We start from the raw sequence: 19,906 nt of genomic DNA, 5'->3' as shown, positions 1-19,906 counted from the left end.
GAGAAGCCGGCTTTCCATGGCATACGACGAATCGGGGCGCGCCGCGCGGTGTCGCGTCGTGACGGCGCTGCTCGCTGTTGCCCTCATCGTGCTCGTCGGGGCCAACCTGTGCATCGGGAGCGTGCTCGTGCCCGCAGACCACATCCCCGGCATCCTTTCGGGCGGCGCGGCCAATTCCATGGAAAGCCAGGTCATCTGGGAGATTCGCCTGCCGCGCGTGCTTTCAGCCGTGCTTCTCGGCGGGGCACTTTCGCTTTCCGGGTTCCTGCTGCAGACGTTTTTCAACAACCCCATCGCCGACCCGTTCATCTTGGGCGTCTCCTCGGGCGCAAAGTTCGTCGTCGCGCTTACGATGATCGTACTTCTAGGCGCGAACCAGGCCATGTCCTCGCCGGCCATGGTGGCCGCAGCGTTTCTGGGCTCGCTTATCACCATCGGCTTCGTGCTCCTCATCGCACGGCGCATAAGTTCCATGGCCATGCTCATCGTGGCGGGCGTCATGGTGGGATACATCTGCTCGGCGGCGACGAACTTCCTCATCGCCTTCGCCGACGACCAGTCCATCGTGAACCTGCACAACTGGTCTTTGGGTAGCTTCTCGGGTTCGAGCTGGGACGACATCGCGGTCATCGCGGTCGTGGTGATCACCGTGAGCGCATGCGTATTCGCGATATCGAAGCCCCTTTCCGCCTTCCAGCTGGGAGAAGCCTACGCGAAAAGCGTCGGTGTGAACGTCGAACGCTTCCGCGTGGTGCTCGTCCTTCTAGCGAGCATGCTCTCCGCCTGCGTGACCGCGTTCGCTGGTCCGGTGTCGTTCGTAGGCATCGCGGTTCCGCATCTCGTGAAGTCGGCGCTAAAGTCGTCGAAGCCCATCCGCGTGATTCCTGCGTGCTTCTTGGGAGGCGCCATCTTCTGCGCGGGCTGCGATTTGATCGCGCGCACGCTGTTCTCTCCCGTCGAGCTTTCCATCAGCGCCGTCACCGCCATCTTCGGCGCTCCGGTGGTTATCGCGCTCATGTTGAAGAAGCGGGTGAGGTAGATGGGGGAATTCGTGCCGCGGCCCAAAACGCTCGGAGGGGACATTCCATGCTTAGACAGTCCTGAGCTCGCACGAAAGCGCCAGAAGGCACTTTCGGCTCGTGCGGAACTGCGCGCGGAACGCCTCCTCCGAGCGGAGCCGAACCTCGAAACTACGGTCGAAACGCAGGCTGACGGAGCGCCGCTTTTCCACATAAGCGACCTGTCGGCGGGCTACGACAAGAAGGTCGTAGTCGAAGGCGTCGATCTGGAGGTTCGCGCGGGCGACGTCGTGGCGCTCATCGGGCCGAACGGCTCGGGCAAGTCGACCATCTTAAAAACCATCACACGCCATCTGGCACCGCTTGCCGGCGCGGTCGAGCTCGACGGGCGGGAGGTTTCCCGATGGAAGACGGCGGAGTTTGCAAGGAACCTTGCCGTTATGCTGACAGATCGCCCCCGGACCGAGCTCCTCACCTGCCGCGATGTCGTAGAGGCGGGAAGGCACCCCTACACCGGGCGAATGGGCACACTCTCGCCCGACGACCAAAGTCGGGTCGACGAGGCCATGAAAACCGCACATGTGGAAGAGCTCGCCGAGCGCGACTTTATGCAGATAAGCGACGGGCAACGCCAGCGCGTCATGCTCGCACGCGCCATCGCGCAGGATCCGCGTGTGCTCGTGCTCGACGAGCCCACGTCGTATCTCGATATCCGCTACCAGATCGACCTGCTGCGAATACTTCGCCACCTTGCGAAATCGCGGAATGTGGCTGTCATCATGTCCATCCACGAACTCGAGCTCGCGCAGAAAAGCGCCGACAAGGTGATTTGCGTGAAGGACGGCCGGGTCTTCCGCGCCGGCGCACCCGAGGACATATTCACGCGCGAGACGATTGGCGAGCTCTACGGCCTTCAACATGGCACCTTCAACGAGCGCTTCGGCAGCGTGGAAATTGGGCGCCCACACGGCGATGCGCACACGTTCGTCATCGCCGGCGCAGGTACGGGGTCGGCTGTGTTTCGCCAGCTCATTCGGCAGGGCAAGGCGTTCTACGCGGGCGTTCTGCACGAAGGGGACATCGACTGCGAGCTCGCGCGCGACCTGGCGATGGAATGCGTGGCCGAGCGCGCCTTTGAGCCGATCGGGGATAAAACCATAGCCCGCGCCAAAGAGCTCCTCGTCCACTGCGCGCGCCTTATCGTGTGCCCCGCCGCCTTCGGCACCATAAACGCCCGCAACGCAGAGCTCGTCGAGTTCGCGCGCTCACATGGTATCGAGGTCATGCGAGCGCGCGAAGGCGCATCGGAGGATTCCCAATTGGGGTGGAAAGGATAAACTGGACTTTCTTTTAAGGATCCTCAGGCTACAGCTCCTACGCCGACGAGGTCTCCAAGGCGCCGGAGAACCTCGTGAACAGGAATTTCCACGCCAACGAGCCCAACCGGCTGTGGCTCACCGACATCACCGAGTTCAGGCTCCCGGGCGGCGAGAAGGTCTACCTGAGCCCGGTCATCGACTGCTTCGGCGGGATGCTCGTCGCCCGGTCGATCGGGCTGCACCCCGACAAGCGCCTCACGAACTCGAGCCTGCGCCTAATCCAAGCGAGATTCCAGACTCGACAGGCCATTGAGAGTCAGGTCGTTGGCGACCTCAGAGACGCGCACGATAGGAACCGAGCCGTCAGACAGCGCCCACGTGCGATAGATACCGATAATACCCGACAGCAGAAACGCCAGATAGTAATCGAACATCTCGTCCTTGAGACCTTGGGGCAGCAGATCGCGCTCGGCAATCTCGTGCTCGAGCGGCGCACGAAGACGAGCCATAAAATCATCGAGCGGAATGTTCTCGATCAGCTGACGATTGAGCACCAGGTTGTTGCATAACGCCTCGTTAACGGTTTTAAAGAAGGTCGCCGCCGCGCCCAGGGCGCGCTCGTTGGTGTCACCGTCCATTGAAGCAAGCGTCTTTTCGACCGAATCGACGATCATCTCGACCACATCGGCGGCGATGGCATCGAGCAGGCCGTCGACCGTGCCAAAATGCACGTAGAAGGTCTTACGATCGACATTTGCCTCACGCGCGATGGCACTCACGGTAATATCGGCAAGCGGCTTTTCCATGAGCAGACGCTCGAAAGCGGAAAGGATGGCATTGCGGCTGCGAACGATGCGGCGATCAATACGCGGTTTGCTGGTGGCCATGGGCGTGTCCCTTCGATATGCGGGCATTCATCAACAGATGAGAGATAATCTACGTAAGAGGATTATCCCCCATACAGCACAAATATGCCCCGCATCATGAAGAACGCACGACTGCCCTACTGCGACTTAGGGTGCTTCTTCTTATTGAGTGCCGACGGAGACACGCGGATACCGTCGCCTGTCTGTCGCACATAGGCTTTATGAGCCGGCTTAGCGGTCCCAGAAGCCTTCTGAGCGTGCTTCTTGGGATCAACGGTAACAGCATTCATGGGGTGCGGCTTAGTGGGCGCAGAGGGCGTCTGAGGCGTACGGCCGAGCTTGCGCATCACACGATCCCAGCGCGCATGGATGCTCTCGTTGTGGGCGCTCTTAAGGCCCAGCAGGGGCGCAGCCAATATGGTCGGCGCGATAAACGTAATGAGGCGCCACAGCAGATAGCCGGCGGTCGATGCCGACCCAAAGAAATGACCCAAGAACAATGCAAAGCCGCCCTCGGCGCCACCAGTTCCACCGGGCAAGGGGACCGCAGAGCTCAGCAGCTGGACAAAGGCGCTCGCGGCCATGACCGAGAAAAAGTCGACCTCGTGGTGGCCAAAGGCAAGCATCAGGAAATACGGCACGAGGTAGAAAAACGCGAGCTGCAACATGGTGATGACCACCGTGAGCAGCATGGACGAAAAGTGGCCGGCTGAAAGCTTGAACTTCTCGGAGAAGGAGCAGATCTCGCCATCGACAAACGTGCGCCATCCCTCGATCTTAGTGGCCGAGACACCAATGCGCTCAAGCCAATTGATGATGCAATGGGCGACGCGCGTGACGGTCTTAGGCATGAGCGCGACGGCGAAGATGCCAAGCAAGATGCAGCAGTGCCCACCAAAGCTAAAGACACACAGCAGCGTCATGTCGCCATAGCGCTCGGCAAAAAACGGCATGCGAGCAAGCAATAGGATAGCGCCCCAGGCAACAAGGCCAAACTGATACACGATAAAACGCGTGAACTGCGTGGCGCCGGCCTCGCCGACATTTTGGCCCGCTTTGGTCAGGCGGTAAATCTGGGCAGGCGTAGAGCCCATCATCATGGGTGTCAGATTACCAAAGAAGATGCCACTCGCCTCGACCGAAATGAGGTCGCGGATACCGACGGGCGAATTGGGGTCGAGCCAAACGGCAATCGCGTACGCTACGATACCAAAAAAGAGGTATAGAAACATGCAGAAGCATGCAGCGAGGAGCCAGGGCGCCTGGACGCTCGACATAGCAGCCCAGAACTGCCCCATCTGCCCGGTTACCACCAGATAGACGATATAACCCACCAGCACAACGCCGATAAAGATTGCGCCGCGGCGTGCGCTCTTATTGTCATCGCCGCCCGAGGCCTCAACCTCGACCTGGGGCTTAGACGTATGCTGAGAGGACTCCGTCATGAGACTCCTTCTAACAGTCAAAATATCTTGGATATTGTACCCGTAAGGGCCATAGGCAGAACGCAAAGCTCTGGTTCAAACGGGAATTGCAGACGGTTGTTTGAAAATAAAAACCCGGGCTTCCATAGGAAGTCCGGGTATCAGATGCGTGGTAGCCCGTACCAGATTCGAACTGGTGATCTCCGCCTTGAGAGGGCGGCGTCCTAAACCGCTAGACGAACGGGCCATAGACCTCGGCAGAAAAGAAGTGGTAGCCCGTACCAGATTCGAACTGGTGATCTCCGCCTTGAGAGGGCGGCGTCCTAAACCGCTAGACGAACGGGCCACATGACATCTGCACTGCCGTGCTGCGAGGAAATATATTACGGGACAAAAAACATCAGCGCAAGAAGAAATTCCAAATTGCCGAAAAAATTGTCGGCAGGTTATGGAACGCGCAGGTCAACTGGTTAGCTAGTTCAAGTTGAGATGAGCCAGGAGGGCTTCGCGGTTGTTGGGGATGTTGTCCTCGATCACGGCGTCGAGGGCGGCGTTGAGAAGCTGTCCCAGCTCCGGCCCCGGCTTGACGCCGGCGCGGATCAGGTCGCCACCATTGATGGCAAGCATCTTGAGTGTATAGGGCTCCCCCGCCTGCAGCAGATCGTGGGCGAGCGTACGCATCTCCTCGATCGTCTCGACGTAATAGAAGCACGAGGGCGCCTTGCCGAGCGTGTCGGCACGCTTAAGGTCCATGAGCTCGTCCATCAGACGCGGCGTATCGACACCCTCGCCCGAAAGCGCGCGCATCATATTGAGCAGGCAGGAGCGCTCGGGGCGCAGCGGCTTGTCATGGTATTTGATCAGCAGGCACACATCGCGCACCAAATCGTGCGAGAGCGCCAGGCGATCCATGATGACACGCGCCTTCTTGGCGCCGAGCTCGGGATGACCGTAGAAGTGGCCGCTGCCGTCGTGATCGACCGTAAAGCACTCGGGTTTGGAAACGTCGTGCAAAAACGCCGCCCACATAAGGCTCGACGAGGGCGCGACGCCGTCGCACAGCGCCAGCTCCCCTGCCACCGTCAGCACGCGGGCGATATGCTCGTAGACGTTAAACGCATGATAGACGCTGCGTTGATCAAACCCGCGAGCGGACGCGAGCTCGGGCACGGCGGCGCAAACAAGCTCGGGGTAGCGCAGCATCGCGTCTCCCCCATGGCCGGTCGAAAGGATACCCTCGAGCTCAATGCCCACGCGCTCGCGCGCCACAGCATCGAGCAGCGGCGCGCACTCGGCAAGCGCCTGTTTAGTCTTAGGCTCGATCATAAAATCCAAACGGCAGGCAAAACGCACCGCGCGCAGCATGCGAAGCGCGTCCTCGTTAAAACGACGCTTGGGATCTCCAACGGCGCGGATGAGCTTGCGCTTCAGGTCGCCCTGACTATCGTAGCGGTCGACAAGACCACGCTCGGGATGCCAGGCCATGGCATTGACGGTAAAGTCGCGGCGCGCCAGATCGTCCTCAAGCGAAGCGGCGCGCTCCACACTCTGAGGATGACGACCGTCGGTATAGAAGCCGTCCAGGCGATAGGTGGTGACCTCAATGCGCTCGCCATCGCAAATAGCCGTAATGCCGCCAAATTTAATGCCCGACTCAACTACGGCAATACCGGCGGCCTCGAGTGCCGCCTTGGACTCCTGCCACAGGCCGCTACAGCACATGTCGACATCGTGGCCGGGACGTCCCATCAGGGCGTCACGTACCCAACCGCCCACGTACCAGGCCTCAAGACCGGCATCCTCGAGCGCTCGCAACACGCACAGAGAGGCGGCTGACGGCTGCGTAGCGTTGAGCGAAACATTGCACATTCCTGTGGCCTCCTGCAATTGCGGGCATATCGATTGATGGTTTCCAAGAAGTCTAGCAAGAAATGAGAGCGGGCGCACACGCGAACGCGCTTCAAGCACGATTGGATCCCAAGGCATCGACTACAAACATGAAAAAGCACCCGCCTCGGCAATCCGAGACGGGTGCTCTACAAAGCAAAGATGCAAGGTCCGTGCGCTGCGTTAGCAGACCTGACGGATGGCGATGCCCTTCTGATACTCATCGACCTTAGCAAAATCGCCCAGACCCGGGCACTCGACCACGTTGGCGCCGGTGGCCATCGAGAGGCGCAGGGCGTCCTCGACGCGCTCGGGAGCGTCGTGCCACACGGACAGGAAGGCGGCCAGCGAAGAGTCACCGGCGCAAACGGTCGACAGCAGCTTGACCTCAAAGGTACGGTTGGCAAACCAGATGTGCTCGCCGTTGGAGAAGTACGCGCCGGCGCCACCCAGGGTCAACAGCACGTTCTTGGCGCCCTTGGCATGCAGTTCGGCCATCGCGCCCTTGACAGACTCGTCGTCGCCACCGCTCACCTTAATGCCAAAGATGTCGAGCAGCTCGTCGTCGTTAGGCTTAATGAGGAGCGGCTCCATAGCAATGAGGTCGGCCAACTGATGGCTCGAAATATCGAGCACGAACTCGGCGCCCTTTGCCTTAACGCGGCGAAGCACCTCGGCCAGGAAGCCCTCAGAGGTGTTGGGGGGCAGCGAGCCGCTAATGACCAGGCAGGTCATGTCGTCAAGTGAATCGATGAGCTCAAACATCTCCTGCTCGTTGGCAGCGTTGATGGCGGCACCGGCATTGACCATGTTGTACTCGGTGTCGGGACCGGCGTTGAGGAACACGTTGACACGCGTGATGCCGTCAGTCCACACGGGCTTGACGGGCACGCCAAGGGCCTCGGCGCCCTTAACGATAAACTCTCCCGAGAAGCCGGCGAAGAAGCCCAGGATCGTGGTGTCGACGCCGTAGTGGTCGAGCGTAAAAGAGACGTTGAGACCCTTGCCGTTGGGGGTGTAGACAGCGTTACGGGTGCGGGTGACGGTGTTGGCGGACAGGCCATCGCAGGAGATGTTGTAGTCAATAGCGGGATTTGCAGTGAGCGTATAAATCATGAATGTTCCTTTCACGAAGCAACGTGTTAATGAAAGTATATTCCACACATCGGTAAAAGGCTAGGACAACTCGGTAAACGGTGTGGAAGCGATGAAGTACGGCAGAACATGTCTCCCCCATGGCAGAACAAAAAAGGCGCCCCGGTCGAAACCGGGACGCCGTATGCGCACGAGTTTGTCGCGTTTCGCTTACTTGCGATCGAGCTTACGGACAGCAACGCGCTTGCTGTACTCGTCGACGTGACCAAAGTCGCCGATGCCGACGGACTCAGCAACGTTGGCGCCGGTGGCCATAGCGAGCTTCATGGCCTCCTCGACGTTGTCGCGATCCCTGTACCACTTGTGCAGGAACGCAGCGAGGGTGCAGTCGCCGGCGCAGACGGAAGAGACAAGCTTGATGTTGAACTCACGCTTGGCATACCAGATGTCCTCGCCGTTGGAGAAGTAAGCGTCACCGCGGCTACCACGGGTGAGCAGCACGTTCTGGACGCCGGCCTCGTGAGCCAGCTTCATGGCAACGCGGACCTCGTCGTCGGTGTCGACCGGCACGCCGAAGATAGCCTTCATCTCGTGATGGTTCGGCTTAATGAGCAGCGGCTTCTTGTGAGCGAGCTCCTTGAGCTTGTCGGAGGACAGGTCCAAGACGACGTCGGCGCCACGGGCCTGAGCGTGCTCCATGACCTGAGCCAGGAAGTCGGGCGTAGCTTTGGGAGGCACGGAGCCGGAGACGATCAGGCACTCAAGGTCGCCCGCGGTGTCCAGGATGTTGTAGAGCTCCTCCTGGTGCTGCGGCGTGATCGGAGCACCGGGGTTCAGGATGCCGTACTCGTGCTGGCCATCGTTGACGTAGGTGTTGATGCGCGTGATACCGTCGGTCCAGACCGGGCGGCAGAGGCAACCCAGGTTCATGACCTCCTCGACGATGAACTTGCCCGTGAAGCCGGCGAAGAAACCGAGCGCGACGGTGTCGACGCCCATCTTCTTAAAGGCGAAGGACACGTCGAGGCCCTTGCCGTTAGCCGTGTAGCTGGCCGAGCCGGTGCGGACGTTCTCGTCGGGCTCGAGCGGAGAGCTCGAAACCGTCATGTCGACAGCCGGGTTAGCGGTTAGCGTGTAGAACATTTACAGTACCCCCTGTATATGTGAGGGCCGCGTGGCCGGCCCATTCCAACCACGCGGTTACCTCTGATACCAAATTAGCGAGCTGCGGACTCGAGCAGTGCCTTGACCTCAGCAGCGGTGTTGCAGGCGAGCGCCTTCTCGGCGAGCTCGTCGCACTCGGCCTTGGTCCACTGGCTGATGGTCTTGCGGGCGCGCAGGATGGACGGAGCGCTCATCGAGAACTCCTCCAGGCCCCAGCTGATCAGCAGCGGCTCAAGCAGCGGATCGGCAGCGGCCTCGCCGCACATACCGACCATGATGCCGGCCTTCACGCCGCTCTCGATGATGTTCTTGAGCGAGCGGAGCACGGCGGGATAGTACACCTGGTACAGGTTGGAGATGGTGTCGTTGCCACGGTCGGCGCACATGGTGTAGCCGATCAGGTCGTTGGTGCCGATGGAGAAGAAGTCGGCCACCTCGGCCAGGCGGTCAGCGAGCAGCGAAGCGGCAGGCGTCTCGACCATGATGCCGACCTCGATGTTCTCGTTGAACTTGCGGCCCTCTTCGGTCAGCTCGGCCTTGCACTGCTCGACGAGCTCCTTGACGGCCACGACCTCCTCGACGCAGGTGACGAGCGGGATCATGATCTTGACGTCACCAAAGGCGCTGGCGCGCAGAAGGGCGCGGAGCTGGACCTTGTACTGATCGGGGTTGGCCAGGCAGTAACGCACGGCGCGGAAGCCCATGAAGGGGTTGTCTTCCTTGACCATGTGCAGGTACGGAATCTCCTTGTCGCCGCCCACGTCGAGCGTACGGATGATGACCGGAGCGCCCTTGAGCGCGCTGGCGACCTTGCGGTAGGCGTTGAACTGCTCCTCCTCGGAAGGAAGCTCAGCGGAGTCCATGAACAGGAACTCGGAGCGGAACAGACCGATGGCCTCGGCATCGTGATCGAGCGCGTTGGGCACGTCATCGGGGTTACCGATGTTGCAGGCGATGATCTTCTTGATGCCGTCGGCAGTCACAGAAGGCTTGCCGCGGAAGGCCTCGAGGGCTGCCTTCTCGGCAGCAAAGGCCTCGGCCTTGGCGGTGTAGGCAGCGAGCGTCTCCTCGTCGGGATCGGCCTCGACAACACCCTTGCCACCGTCGACGACGACGGTCATGCCGTTGCGAAGGGCGGTGCAGCTGTTAGAGACCGAAAGGACGGCCGGAATCTCGAGGGCGCGCGCGATGATCGCGGAGTGCGACGTGCGGCCACCGGTCTCGGTGACGATACCGGCAACGTGGGCCTTATCGATCGTGGCGGTCATGGACGGCGTAAGGTCGTGCACGACAACGACGGTGTTCTCGGGCAGGACGGAGAGGTCGACGACCTCCTTGCCCAGCAGCTCGGCCAGAATACCGGTGCGGATGTCGGCGATGTCGGCCGCGCGCAGACGGAACATCTCGTCGTCCATGGACAGGAACATGTTCTCGAACATGGTCGAGGTGTCCATGAGCGCCTGCTCGGCGCAGGTGCCGCCGTCGATGGCGGCGTTGATGGCGTCGGTCATGCCCGGGTCCTGAGCCAGGACAATGTGTCCGCTCATGATCTCGGCCTCGGCCTCGCCCACCGTCTCCTTCATGTGGTCGGCCTGAGCCTGGGTCTTCTCGCAGAAGACCGAAAGAGCGGTCTGATAGCGCTCCTTCTCTGCTGCCGAATCAGCGACCTCGTGCGGTTCAAACGTCAAGTCGGGATCGACGGCGACCATGACGGTGCCGATTCCGATGCCCTCGGATGCGTTGACTCCCTGATACATTCCCATTCCTCTCTCCGTGCCATGTGATAAAGCGTTTTGCCATATCCATGACAAAAGAGCGCAGCTACCTTGATGCAGGTCACTGCGCCCCCAAGTATGAACTTAATTGTTCAACATGCGACCCGTTTGAGTTCTACTCGCCAAGACCGCTCTTGATGAGCTCGATGGCAGCAGCCAGAGCCTCGGCCTCGTCGGCGCCGTCGCACTTGACCTCGACCTCGGTACCGCAGGGGATACCAGCAGCCATGAGGGCCATCGGGGACTTGCCGTTGACCTCCTTCTCGGGGGTGACGACCGTCACGTCGCAGGCGTACTTGCCCATGGTGGAGGCGAAGAGGCCAGCCGGACGCATGTGAAGACCCTGCGGATTGACGAGGGTAGCCTTCTCAGAAACCATAATTGACTCCTTTTTGTGTTTAACCCCTGTCGTGTATGCGGCAGGAGTCAGATTCACGACGTTGTTTATATTAACTCACATCAAACGGTTTTTCATTGTGTTTCGCACGAATTGTTGGACAGATGTCTGTTCTGTCCGCTCGCTCGCCCCGGACCCCGCGCGCGGACCCATGAGATTTCCTGCTCTACAGTCCTGCTCGCACGAAGAGCACATTAAGTGCTCTTCGGCTCGTGCGGAACTCGCGATAAATCTCATGGCCCCCGCGCGCGGGGTCCGGGGCGAGCAAGCTGCGGAAACTCGGTCGGTCCAGAGCAATGTCGGCTGAAAGGAATTCTGGCTTAATATTTGTCCGCCCGGACGATCCGATAGACAGGCAGCGCTATCCCCTTCTTCTAACTTGCGGTGAAATATGGACTGATTTTGGGGTTGAAACGTTTAAACAGTCCTTATTTCACCGCAAGTTAGAAGAAGGGGCATGAAAAAGGCGGAGGCCCTGGAGAGGGTCTCCGCCTTTGTTACAGGGGGCGATGCTATTCGCGTACTGCGGAATTAGACCAGGCGGGCGTTGATCGTCTTGGCGATCTCGGCGGCGTCGGTGGAACCCTTGACGGTGCCACGGAAGTCCTCGTCCATGAGCGCCTCGGCAACCTTGGACAGGATCTTGAGGTGCGTGGTGCCAGCCTGTGCACCAGGGATGAGCAGAGCGATGGCCACGTTGACAGGAGCGCCGTCCATGGTATCCCAACCGGTCACGCCGGACTCGTCCTTAACGACGATGACGGCAGCCTCGGTAATGGCGTCGGACTTGGCATGCGGGATGGCGAAGCCCTCCATCATGCCCGTGGTGCCCTCGGCCTCGCGGGCCAGGAAGGCGTTCATCACGGCGTCGGCGTCGCTGGCGATACCGGCCTTGACAGCCTGGTTGGAAACGAAGATCAGAGCCTCGTCACGAGAAGCGAAGTCCTCGGCGACAAAGACATTCTCAACCTTCACGAAGTCGGCAGCCTCGGCCTTAGGGGCCTCAACGGCAGCGGCCTTGGAAGCCTCAACCGGCTTGGCTACAGGAGCGGCCTTCTGATTCTTCTCGAAGTCGTACTTCTTGAAGGCCACGAACAGGATGCCACCGACAACAGCACCGATGAGGATCGCGAGGACCCACAGCGGACCGTTCTCGACAACGGGCAGGACCAGGAAGCCACCGTGGGGTGCCGGATCGTGGACGTTGAACATAATGGTCAGGATCGAAGCGATGGAGGAACCGAGCATCATGATGGGCATGACGGGCCAGATGTTCTTGGTCATGAACGGAATGGCGCCCTCGGTGATGTGGGTGCAACCAAGGATGAGGTTGACGATACCGGCGTCATGATCCTCCTGGCTGAAGTACTTCTTGCCGACAACGACGGCGAAGGTGGTGATCAGCGGCGGAACGATGCAGGCGGCGGAAACAGCAGCCATGAAGTTGGTGCCGAAGTTGTAGGTGTCGGTGCCAACACCGGCGGCGAGAGCCTCGGTGAGCATAGCGGTACCGGTGACGTAAGCAGCCTTGTTGACCGGGCCGCCCATGTCAAAGGCGCACATGCAGCCGATGGCAAGACCCAGGACAACGGCGCCAGAGGCGGACAGGCCCTTGAGGAAGTCCATCATTGCCGTGTTGATGGCAGCCATGGGGCCGGAGATGCCGAGCATAACCAGACCGACGATGGCGGTCGAGAACAGCGGGTACAAAAAGATTGCCTTGAGGCCGTCCAGGTTCTTGGGCAGGCCGGCAAAGACCTTCTCGAGCAGCAGGATGACATAGCCAGCGAGGAAGCCGCCGACGATGCCGCCCAGGAAGCCGAAGCCCACGCCGGCGCCACCGGCGTCGATCATGCCGGTCTCGGCGTTAACAGGCAGGCCCTGAATGGCGATCATACCGGTAACAAAACCAGGGACGAGCGCCGGGCGCTTACCGATAGACTCGGCGATGTAGGCAGAAAGCACGGGAACCATGAGGTTCATGGCGATGCCGCCGATGATCTTCAGCATAGCGGCGAAGGTGTTGTAGTCGGCAGCCGTCGAATCGAAGGACGTAATGCCCCACAGGAACGAGACGGCGGTCAGGACACCACCGGCAACGACGAAGACCAGCATATGGCTGACGCCGTTCATAAGGTGCTTGTAGATGACGTGACCGATGGACTCCTTCTCCTCGGCCTCGTCCTCGACATCGGCAGCGGCTGCAACCGTGTTGTCGCCCTTGGCGGCGAGCGCGCGGTCAATCAGCTTACCGGCGGCCTCAACGGACAGGGCCTTGGAAACACCAACGGAAACCATGGGCTTGCCGGCGAAACGCTCAGCCTGGACATCCTTATCGGCTGCGACGACGACGGCCTTGGCACCGGTGATCTCGCTCTTGGTGAGCTCGTTCTCGACACCGACCTGGCCATGGGTCTCGACCTTAATAGTCAGACCTCGCTCGGCAGCTGCCTTCTCCAGTGCCTCCTTAGCCATGAAGGTGTGCGCAATGCCGGTCGGGCAACCGGTGGCGGCGATGATGTCAAACTTAGCCATGTGTCCCTCCTTCTTGAGTACAGCGCCCGCGGGCGCTCCCCTACACGCGCTTGGATACGCGTTTTTCCACAACTGAAAGATACCAACCTACTGTCCACGTGAGAAGAGACAAGGTGCAATTCTCCGGTGAAAGGTTCTTTCATAACCGTAAACGGTAGGTGAAAGTTTACCATCAACACTTGAAACGGCAAGGTGTATCTTGTTATTGAAAATCCCCCTATACTATGACATTACAAAACGATTCCGATTTTCATGCCAACCAGGAGCCATCCATGACCGATAGTAGCAAGAGCGCACTTTCCCTCATTAGTACCCATCAGGGATACAGCGAGTCCGAGCAGCGCATTGTCGACTATATATTGGAGCACCAGTCCGAGGCGCCACGCCTCACGGCGGCTCAGCTCTCACGCGCCGCCGCCACGTCCGAGGCGACCGTTTCGCGCTTCTGCCGCAAACTTGGCTTTGGTAGCTTCCGCAGCTTTCAGTTTTCGTTGGCGAGGGATTTGGAAAGCCAGCGCAACGAGGGCCTGACTGACGAGGTCTCACTCGACAATATGGAGCAGAGCCTCAAGAACATCCTAGCTGCCAAGGTGAGCGAGCTTAATGCGACCATCGACGGGATCGACCACGATACGCTGGCGGCTGTTGTACATGACCTTAAGCATGCAGGGGTTATTGAGTTTGCGGCTGTGGGCAATACGAACGCGGTCGCGCTCGATGCGACGTTTAAGTTTTCGCAGCTGGGCCTTCGCTGTATGGCGAGCACCATCAGCGAGACCTCGATCGGGTTTGCACTCACACTACGCCCCGGCGACGTCATCGTGCTCATCTCAAACTCCGGCAAATCGCGCCGACTGAATCGCATGGCAAAAGCGGCTCGCAACTGCGGCGCAACCGTAGTCGTCATCAGCAGCGACAGCAAATCTCCGCTCGCGCGTCTGGCAGACTACACTTTTAATACCGTCAACCACGAAGCGCTGCTGACGACAGGCGACTTTGCGTTCTCTAAGATCAGCGCCACGATGATCATCGAAGTCATCTACAACTTCCTGCTGCCCGAGATTGAAGACGCTCGCGAGCATATCAGCTACTACGAGGAGCTCATCCAGCCCGATAAGGTCGTTGAGTAAAACGCGTAGTGGGACAAAAATTTCAGTCTATTTTGTCCCACCAGCACCGCCGATACGACCTAGCCTCGAACTTCTTCGAGCATCTGCTTTGCGTGGGCCAAGCTTGCCTCCGACTGATCGCCGCTGAGCATGCGGGCAATCTCGGCGATACGGGCAGCGCCAGTCACCTCGTCCAGATGGGTTTGGGGAACGTCGCCGGGCTCTTTACTGACCACGTAATGCTTGTCGGCCATGACGGCGACCTGCGCCAGGTGGGTTACGACAATCACTTGATGCGTGGCGGCAAGATCGGCCAGTACACCTGCCAACGCACGGGCAGTGGAGCCGCCGACACCGGCATCGACCTCGTCAAATACCAGTGTGTCGACGCCGTCAGCATTACCCAAGACCACCTTGCTCGCGAGCATAACGCGGCTGAGCTCGCCGCCCGACGCAATGCGGCGCAGGGGTCGCGGCGTCAAGCCGGCACCGCTGCGATACAAAAGCTCGTAGCTCGAAGGACCCGCCGGCGTCCACTCGGCGCGCGGAAGATCACGCGACTCCCAAACGAGCTCGGCGCCGCCCATCTCCAAGCGTGCCATCTGACGACCAACCTCGTGGCAGAAGCGCGGGGCAGCCGTATTGCGAGCGCGCTTAAGCGCCTTGGCAGCGGCAAACAACTCGCGCTCGGCAGCACCAAGTGATTCACGCGCCTTTTTGATCTGTTCATCGCCATCATCGACCAAGGACAGCAGCTCTTGCGAGCGATCGCGCATGGCAAAAACATCGTCCATGGTGGGACCCCACTGACGCAACAGGCCCTTGAGGTCGGAATACCGCTCACGCATGCGAGCGAGCTCGCGCGGGTCGAAGGCGACGCCATCGCGATAGGCACGAAGCTCGTTCGCGCTATCCTCAAGGGAGATACAGGCATCCGAAAGCGCATCAGCAATGTCGCCCAGTTTGCGATCGACGGTAGCCATACGGGAAAGCTTTGCCACGGCGCTGTTCACGGCATCGAGCGCTCCCCCTTCGGCGACAAGCGATGTATGGGCATCGTTAGCTGTGGCAACCAGAACCTCGGCATGTTCGGAGCGCGGCAGCAGTTCCTCGAGTTCCTCATACTCGCCCGGCTTGGGGTCGACCTCGCCGATGCGCTCGAGGGCAAAGCGCGCCTCCTCGACGCGACTCCCCTGCGCACGCGACGCCTCCTCTACGCGACGGACCTCCTTGGCAGCCGCACGCGACGCCTTGAAGCAGGCACGGTAACGGTCGAGCGCCTCGAGCGCAGAGCGACCAGCCCAGGCATCAACCATGGCAACATGATGCGCCGGATCGAGCAGACGCTGATGTTCATGCTGGCCGCACAGATCCATCATCACGCCGACGCGCTCGGAAAGCTCGCGCACGCTGGCGATGCGGCCGTCAATCTTGACGCGGCTGCGACCCTCGGCAGAAAGGCTGCGCTGCACGGTAAAGCCCTCCGTGTCGTGCGGGCCGTCGAACAAGCGCGCCTCGACGCTCGCCAGCGCCTCTCCCTCGCGCACGGTCGACGAATCTGCACGCTCGCCCAAAATGAGCTTGAGCGCCGAAAGCAGCGCGGTCTTACCGGCGCCAGTCTCGCCGGTCAAAACCGTTAGGCCCGTACTCGGCACCAGCGTCGCCTCGCGAATGAGTGCAATGTTAGAAACCTGCAGCTCATCGATCATGACGGACTCCATAGAATACGCGGCTCACCGAGTTATAGAAGCTCTCGGGGCCGTAATCCAGCAGCAGAACATCTCCGGGCCCGCGGCGCACGGCCACGCTCTCGACCGTGCCATCGCAGGTAATAAACTGTCCGTCGATGGCAATCGCCGGCACGCTCGGGCGATCATCAGACATAAAGATCTCAACGACATCACTCGGCGAGGTCAAAAAAGCACGGGCCTGAATGGTGTGCGGCGCAATGGGTACGCAGACCATACCCGTATAGTCGGGGCTCACGATGGGGCCACCTGCACTGAGCGCGTACCCCGTAGAACCAGTCGCCGTGGACACGACCACGCCGTCGCCACGCAGTCGATCGATATGGTGGCCCGACACCGTGATGTCAAACTCAACCATATCGGACAGGGGACCGCGCGTAAGTGCCATATCGTTGAGGGCAAACGTGCGCACAACATCCTTCGTGCCGTCTTCGCGCACCGAAACGATATCGGCGGCGATGGTGGCGCGGCGGCTCACGTGGAGCTCGCCGGACAGGGCATCGCTCACAACCTGCAAAATGTCGCGCTCCTCGGGGCTCGCAGCAGTTAAAAAGCCCAGGTGACCATAGGAAAGACCAAGGATAGGAATCTCGCGATGGTTGAGGATGCGGGCAGCGCGCAGCAACGTACCGTCGCCGCCGAGCGTAATGACCAGATCTGAGCCATCAATATCAGGCGTGCTTTGAATCTTCGATCGCTGGTCGGCAGCCCATGCGACCTCGTAGCCCTGGCGCGAAAGCCAAAGCTCGAGCATCAGGCCGCTCTCGACCGCCTCTTGCTTGTAGTAATTGGGAACCAGAAAGACCTTCATAGCGTTGCAGCTTTCTCGCTCAAAGCCGATACCTGGGATTGCAGCTCATCGTCGGTGCGTTCACCAGGGGCAAACCTTGTGCCGTACAGGAAAAACTCAACGTTGCCCTTAGCGCCATGGATGGGCGACACGCACACGTCAAGCGGGAACAGGCCCTTGGCGGCAAAAAGCTCAATCGTCGCCACGAGCGTATCGCGGCGGACGGCGGGGTCGGTCACGATACCGCGCTCGCCCACCAGCGCAGCCGGCGCCTCAAACTGGGGCTTTACGAGCGTGCAGAACGAACCCGAAGGCTTCAGGCACGCCAGCACGGCGTCGATGATATTCGCGATGCCGGTAAACGAGACATCACATACAGCCAGGTCGATGGCACCGGCATAGCCAAGCTCAGGCAGCTGCGTCACGTTTGTGCGTTCATGCAGCGTCACGCGATCATCCTGACGCAACGACCAATCGAACTGGGCGCGACCCACGTCCACCGAGACAACGGTCGCAGCTCCGCGCTTGAGCAGGCAATCGGTAAAGCCGCCGGTAGAGCAGCCTACGTCCAGGCAGGCAAGGCCCGTGGGATCGATACAAAACGCATCGAGCGCACCCTCAAGCTTAAGGCCGCCGCGCCCAACGTACGGAATGCGCCCCTTAACGTGCAGCGGCAGGCCCGGCGTCACCTTGAGCCCCGGAGAGGTCAAACGCTCACCGCCGCTCGAGACCAAGCCGGCCATAAGAGTGCGAAGGGCATCCGCGCGATCGGCGCAGATGCCCTGTGAAATCAGTTCGTCATCGAGACGCACGCGTTTCATGAATGCCATCAACCATTCGTATCCGGGGATGCAGCCTGCCTATCTTGGGACTCGTTTGCCGCATCCTCATCGTATTCCTGCTCGAGCTTGTCGGCCTCACGCGGCGTCAGCTCAAACTTGTCGACCATATCGACCGCACGGGAGCCAAGCTCAATCGCCTCGTCAAACAAATCGAGCGATCGCTCCAGGGACGTATCCTTGGAGCGAACGGTGGCGATGATCTGGTCCAGGCGATCCGAGATCTCATCGAAGTTACGGACGGAACCCTCTGGCATGGCTACTCCTCGACGGAGTCGGCCTCGACGGCCTCAGCAGCGTCCGGATCCTCGGCAAGTACACCGGCGGCAGCCTGAGCGGCAGCGACCTTTGCGGCCGCCTCGGCAGCCTGCGCCTCCTCGCGAGCGCGATCCTCGGCCAGCAGCTCTTGGTACAGGTCCTCGCCCGGCAGCTCCTCGCTGCGAGCGATCTTGCCCAGCACGCCGTTGACAAACGATGCGGACTGGTCGGTGCCATAAGCCTTAGCGATTTCGACGGCCTCGTTGATAACAATAGCGTCCGAGACCTCCTCGTCGGTGAGGAAGCGCATCTCGTAGACGGCGATACGCAGCAGGTTGCGGTCGGCGCCGGGCATGCGCATAAGATCCCAGTTCTTGGCGACAGCGCGCAGGGCACAGTCGATGCGATCGATATGCTCGTAGGCACCGCGACAAAGCTCCAGCGCATAGGGGTCGAGGGGACCCTTCGAGATCAGGAAATCGCCCTCGAGGACGCGCTCGAGCGGACTGTCCGTGGCCTCGGCCTGGAACAGCAGCTGCAGCGCCTGACTGCGGGCAAGCGTACGCCCGCGATAAACCTTAAGGCTCAAAGGTTACTCCTTGGGGAAAACGAGGCCGTCGATGCAAACGTCAACGCGCTCGACCTCGACGCCCACCTGGGCATCGATGGCGGTGACCACGGCGGCGCGAACGGCCTCGGCGAGTTTCTTGAACGGATAGCCAAAGAACACCACGACGCGCACGGTGAGTGCAAGCTTGTCGCCGATGACCTCGGCCTCGACCGCCGGCTCGGAAGCCGGGGCCTTAGACGAAAGCATCATGGAGACAAGGTTGGTGGCAAGGTCCTTGACGCCCACGGAGGCGATGCCCTCGACATCCGTGACGGCGCGCGAGACGATGGCGGTCAGAACATCGGGCGAAATGCCGATGCCGTCAATCTTGATTTCCTGGGGCATGAGTCCTCCTAGAAGAGTTGGTTGCTAGACGCGGGAGACGAACTTGCCGTCGCGGGTGTCAACCTTAATGACCTCGCCCTCGTTGAGGTACATGGGGACCTGGATGACAGCGCCGGTGTCGATCGTGGCCGGCTTGGTGGAACCCTGGACGGTGTCGCCCTTAAAGCCCGGGTCGGTCTGGACGATGGTGGTCTCGATGAACATCGGCGGGGTCACGCCCATGAGCTCGTCGTCGGCGAAGAGCAGCTGGCAGATGTCGTTCTCACGCAGCCACTTGGAGTTCTCGCCCACCATGTCCTCGGGAACGGGAACCTGCTCGTAGGACTCGTTGTCCATGAAGATGTAGTCGGTGCCGTCGTTGTAGAGGTACTGGAACTCACGGGTGGTGAGCATGACGCTCTCGAACTTGGTGCCGGCGTTGCAGGTGTTCTCGACGACGCGGCCGCTCTTGATATCGCGAGTCTTGTAGCGCACAAAAGCACCACCCTTGCCCGGCTTGACGTGCTGGAACTCGACGATGGTATAAACCTTGTCCTTAATACGGAGACCGAGGCCGTTCTTGAAGTCGGCGGTAGAAATGGTAGGCATAGCGACCTTTCTTCTTATGGGCAGAACGCACAGGCGTCCAAATTACATACGACCGAAATTATACACTTGCAGACGGCGCCTGCAGCGAGCGCATAAAAAGAGAACGCGGGGCGTCCGAATCGATCCGGACGTCCCGCC

18 protein-coding genes, 2 tRNA genes and 1 pseudogene are annotated in these 19,906 nt (G+C 60.4%); 4 read left to right on the top strand and 17 right to left on the bottom strand.

Annotation, left to right across the window (positions count from 1 at the left end; translation table 11 throughout):
- Positions 1–16: 16 nt before the first annotated feature.
- The 3 genes and pseudogenes from DW796_RS06100 to DW796_RS10640 form a co-directional block, all read left to right on the top strand.
- Positions 17–1,039 carry an iron ABC transporter permease gene (locus DW796_RS06100; protein WP_117637717.1) on the top strand — a complete coding sequence of 341 codons (1,023 nt, stop codon included), beginning with the start codon at positions 17–19 and terminating at the stop codon, positions 1,037–1,039.
- Positions 1,040–2,356, top strand: a complete 1,317-nt coding sequence (locus tag DW796_RS06095; RefSeq protein WP_118094573.1) for an ABC transporter ATP-binding protein — start codon at positions 1,040–1,042, stop codon at positions 2,354–2,356. It begins immediately after the preceding gene.
- Positions 2,357–2,385: 29 nt separating this feature from the next.
- Positions 2,386–2,685 (top strand): annotated as a pseudogene (locus DW796_RS10640) (DDE-type integrase/transposase/recombinase); the annotation flags it as partial.
- Here DW796_RS10640 and DW796_RS06085 read toward each other — a convergent pair.
- From DW796_RS06085 to DW796_RS06040, 10 genes are all read right to left on the bottom strand, one after another.
- Complete coding sequence (locus tag DW796_RS06085; RefSeq protein ID WP_158567700.1) at positions 2,614–3,225, bottom strand: TetR/AcrR family transcriptional regulator; 612 nt, start codon at positions 3,223–3,225, stop codon at positions 2,614–2,616. The pseudogene DW796_RS10640 and the gene DW796_RS06085 sit on opposite strands and share 72 nt — an antisense overlap.
- A 116-nt stretch (positions 3,226–3,341) precedes the next feature.
- Positions 3,342–4,649: a lysylphosphatidylglycerol synthase transmembrane domain-containing protein gene (locus DW796_RS06080; RefSeq protein WP_118094571.1), complete on the bottom strand. Its 1,308-nt coding sequence runs from the start codon at positions 4,647–4,649 to the stop codon at positions 3,342–3,344.
- A 149-nt stretch (positions 4,650–4,798) separates the two neighbouring features.
- Positions 4,799–4,875, bottom strand: a tRNA-Glu gene (locus DW796_RS06075).
- 22 nt (positions 4,876–4,897) lie between these two features.
- Positions 4,898–4,974 (bottom strand) — tRNA-Glu (locus DW796_RS06070).
- Between the two features lie 128 nt (positions 4,975–5,102).
- Positions 5,103–6,497, bottom strand: a complete 1,395-nt coding sequence (locus DW796_RS06065; RefSeq protein WP_118094570.1) for a CCA tRNA nucleotidyltransferase — start codon at positions 6,495–6,497, stop codon at positions 5,103–5,105.
- A gap of 201 nt (positions 6,498–6,698) precedes the next feature.
- Positions 6,699–7,631, bottom strand: coding sequence for a 1-phosphofructokinase family hexose kinase (locus tag DW796_RS06060; protein WP_117854608.1), 933 nt, complete (start codon positions 7,629–7,631; stop codon positions 6,699–6,701).
- 189 nt (positions 7,632–7,820) lie between these two features.
- Positions 7,821–8,753, bottom strand: a complete 933-nt coding sequence (locus DW796_RS06055; protein WP_055250439.1) for a 1-phosphofructokinase family hexose kinase — start codon at positions 8,751–8,753, stop codon at positions 7,821–7,823.
- A 74-nt stretch (positions 8,754–8,827) separates the two neighbouring features.
- On the bottom strand, positions 8,828–10,531 hold the full coding sequence (gene ptsP / locus DW796_RS06050; protein ID WP_117564113.1) for a phosphoenolpyruvate--protein phosphotransferase: 1,704 nt from the start codon (positions 10,529–10,531) through the stop codon (positions 8,828–8,830).
- Positions 10,532–10,664: 133 nt separating this feature from the next.
- Entirely contained in the window at positions 10,665–10,928 is a 264-nt protein-coding gene (locus DW796_RS06045) for an HPr family phosphocarrier protein (RefSeq protein ID WP_022094575.1), read from the bottom strand.
- Positions 10,929–11,477: 549 nt separating this feature from the next.
- Complete coding sequence (locus DW796_RS06040; protein ID WP_118094569.1) at positions 11,478–13,481, bottom strand: fructose-specific PTS transporter subunit EIIC; 2,004 nt, start codon at positions 13,479–13,481, stop codon at positions 11,478–11,480.
- Between the two features lie 272 nt (positions 13,482–13,753).
- Between DW796_RS06040 and DW796_RS06035 the strand changes: the two genes are divergently transcribed.
- Positions 13,754–14,611 (top strand): MurR/RpiR family transcriptional regulator, encoded by an 858-nt coding sequence (locus DW796_RS06035; RefSeq protein WP_187362379.1) that lies wholly within the window; start codon positions 13,754–13,756, stop codon positions 14,609–14,611.
- A 59-nt stretch (positions 14,612–14,670) separates the two neighbouring features.
- Here the strand turns inward: DW796_RS06035 and DW796_RS06030 are convergent, their stop codons facing one another.
- Genes DW796_RS06030 through efp form a run of 7 tightly spaced genes read right to left on the bottom strand, consistent with a single transcriptional unit; the run spans position 14,671 to position 19,768 of the window.
- The gene (locus tag DW796_RS06030; RefSeq protein WP_118094607.1) at positions 14,671–16,299 is read right to left on the bottom strand and encodes a DNA repair protein RecN; all 1,629 of its coding nucleotides are present in this window, start codon (positions 16,297–16,299) and stop codon (positions 14,671–14,673) included.
- Entirely contained in the window at positions 16,289–17,149 is an 861-nt protein-coding gene (locus DW796_RS06025; RefSeq protein ID WP_055250448.1) for an NAD(+)/NADH kinase, read from the bottom strand. Before DW796_RS06025 ends, DW796_RS06030 begins: the two co-directional genes overlap by 11 nt.
- Positions 17,146–17,949, bottom strand: coding sequence for a TlyA family RNA methyltransferase (locus tag DW796_RS06020; RefSeq protein WP_118094606.1), 804 nt, complete (start codon positions 17,947–17,949; stop codon positions 17,146–17,148). Before DW796_RS06020 ends, DW796_RS06025 begins: the two co-directional genes overlap by 4 nt.
- 8 nt (positions 17,950–17,957) lie before the next feature.
- A complete protein-coding gene (locus DW796_RS06015; protein WP_089571754.1) occupies positions 17,958–18,224 on the bottom strand; it encodes an exodeoxyribonuclease VII small subunit in 267 nt (88 codons plus the stop codon).
- A 2-nt stretch (positions 18,225–18,226) separates the two neighbouring features.
- Complete coding sequence (gene nusB, locus DW796_RS06010; RefSeq protein ID WP_117639362.1) at positions 18,227–18,814, bottom strand: transcription antitermination factor NusB; 588 nt, start codon at positions 18,812–18,814, stop codon at positions 18,227–18,229.
- Between the two features lie 3 nt (positions 18,815–18,817).
- Positions 18,818–19,180, bottom strand: a complete 363-nt coding sequence (locus DW796_RS06005) for an Asp23/Gls24 family envelope stress response protein (RefSeq protein WP_118094567.1) — start codon at positions 19,178–19,180, stop codon at positions 18,818–18,820.
- Positions 19,181–19,204: 24 nt separating this feature from the next.
- A complete protein-coding gene (gene efp / locus DW796_RS06000; protein ID WP_006233983.1) occupies positions 19,205–19,768 on the bottom strand; it encodes an elongation factor P in 564 nt (187 codons plus the stop codon).
- Positions 19,769–19,906: the final 138 nt, after the last annotated feature.

The organism is Collinsella sp. AM31-2AC, from assembly GCF_003469285.1.
Classification (GTDB): domain Bacteria; phylum Actinomycetota; class Coriobacteriia; order Coriobacteriales; family Coriobacteriaceae; genus Collinsella; species Collinsella aerofaciens_AT.
The sequence above is the reverse complement of the archived record's forward strand: the minus strand, read 5'-3'. Positions and strand labels throughout refer to the sequence as shown.

Excerpts from the sequence above, each read along its gene's own strand:
- DW796_RS06100 (WP_117637717.1), top strand. The coding sequence starts at position 17 with ATGGCATACGACGAATCGGGGCGCGCCGCGCGGTGTCGCGTCGTGACG.
- DW796_RS06095 (WP_118094573.1), top strand. The coding sequence starts at position 1,040 with ATGGGGGAATTCGTGCCGCGGCCCAAAACGCTCGGAGGGGACATTCCA.
- DW796_RS06085 (WP_158567700.1), bottom strand. The coding sequence starts at position 3,225 with ATGGCCACCAGCAAACCGCGTATTGATCGCCGCATCGTTCGCAGCCGC.
- DW796_RS06080 (WP_118094571.1), bottom strand. The coding sequence starts at position 4,649 with ATGACGGAGTCCTCTCAGCATACGTCTAAGCCCCAGGTCGAGGTTGAG.
- DW796_RS06065 (WP_118094570.1), bottom strand. The coding sequence starts at position 6,497 with ATGTGCAATGTTTCGCTCAACGCTACGCAGCCGTCAGCCGCCTCTCTG.
- DW796_RS06060 (WP_117854608.1), bottom strand. The coding sequence starts at position 7,631 with ATGATTTATACGCTCACTGCAAATCCCGCTATTGACTACAACATCTCC.
- DW796_RS06055 (WP_055250439.1), bottom strand. The coding sequence starts at position 8,753 with ATGTTCTACACGCTAACCGCTAACCCGGCTGTCGACATGACGGTTTCG.
- ptsP (WP_117564113.1), bottom strand. The coding sequence starts at position 10,531 with ATGTATCAGGGAGTCAACGCATCCGAGGGCATCGGAATCGGCACCGTC.
- DW796_RS06045 (WP_022094575.1), bottom strand. The coding sequence starts at position 10,928 with ATGGTTTCTGAGAAGGCTACCCTCGTCAATCCGCAGGGTCTTCACATG.
- DW796_RS06040 (WP_118094569.1), bottom strand. The coding sequence starts at position 13,481 with ATGGCTAAGTTTGACATCATCGCCGCCACCGGTTGCCCGACCGGCATT.
- DW796_RS06035 (WP_187362379.1), top strand. The coding sequence starts at position 13,754 with ATGACCGATAGTAGCAAGAGCGCACTTTCCCTCATTAGTACCCATCAG.
- DW796_RS06030 (WP_118094607.1), bottom strand. The coding sequence starts at position 16,299 with ATGATCGATGAGCTGCAGGTTTCTAACATTGCACTCATTCGCGAGGCG.
- DW796_RS06025 (WP_055250448.1), bottom strand. The coding sequence starts at position 17,149 with ATGAAGGTCTTTCTGGTTCCCAATTACTACAAGCAAGAGGCGGTCGAG.
- DW796_RS06020 (WP_118094606.1), bottom strand. The coding sequence starts at position 17,949 with ATGAAACGCGTGCGTCTCGATGACGAACTGATTTCACAGGGCATCTGC.
- DW796_RS06015 (WP_089571754.1), bottom strand. The coding sequence starts at position 18,224 with ATGCCAGAGGGTTCCGTCCGTAACTTCGATGAGATCTCGGATCGCCTG.
- DW796_RS06005 (WP_118094567.1), bottom strand. The coding sequence starts at position 19,180 with ATGCCCCAGGAAATCAAGATTGACGGCATCGGCATTTCGCCCGATGTT.
- efp (WP_006233983.1), bottom strand. The coding sequence starts at position 19,768 with ATGCCTACCATTTCTACCGCCGACTTCAAGAACGGCCTCGGTCTCCGT.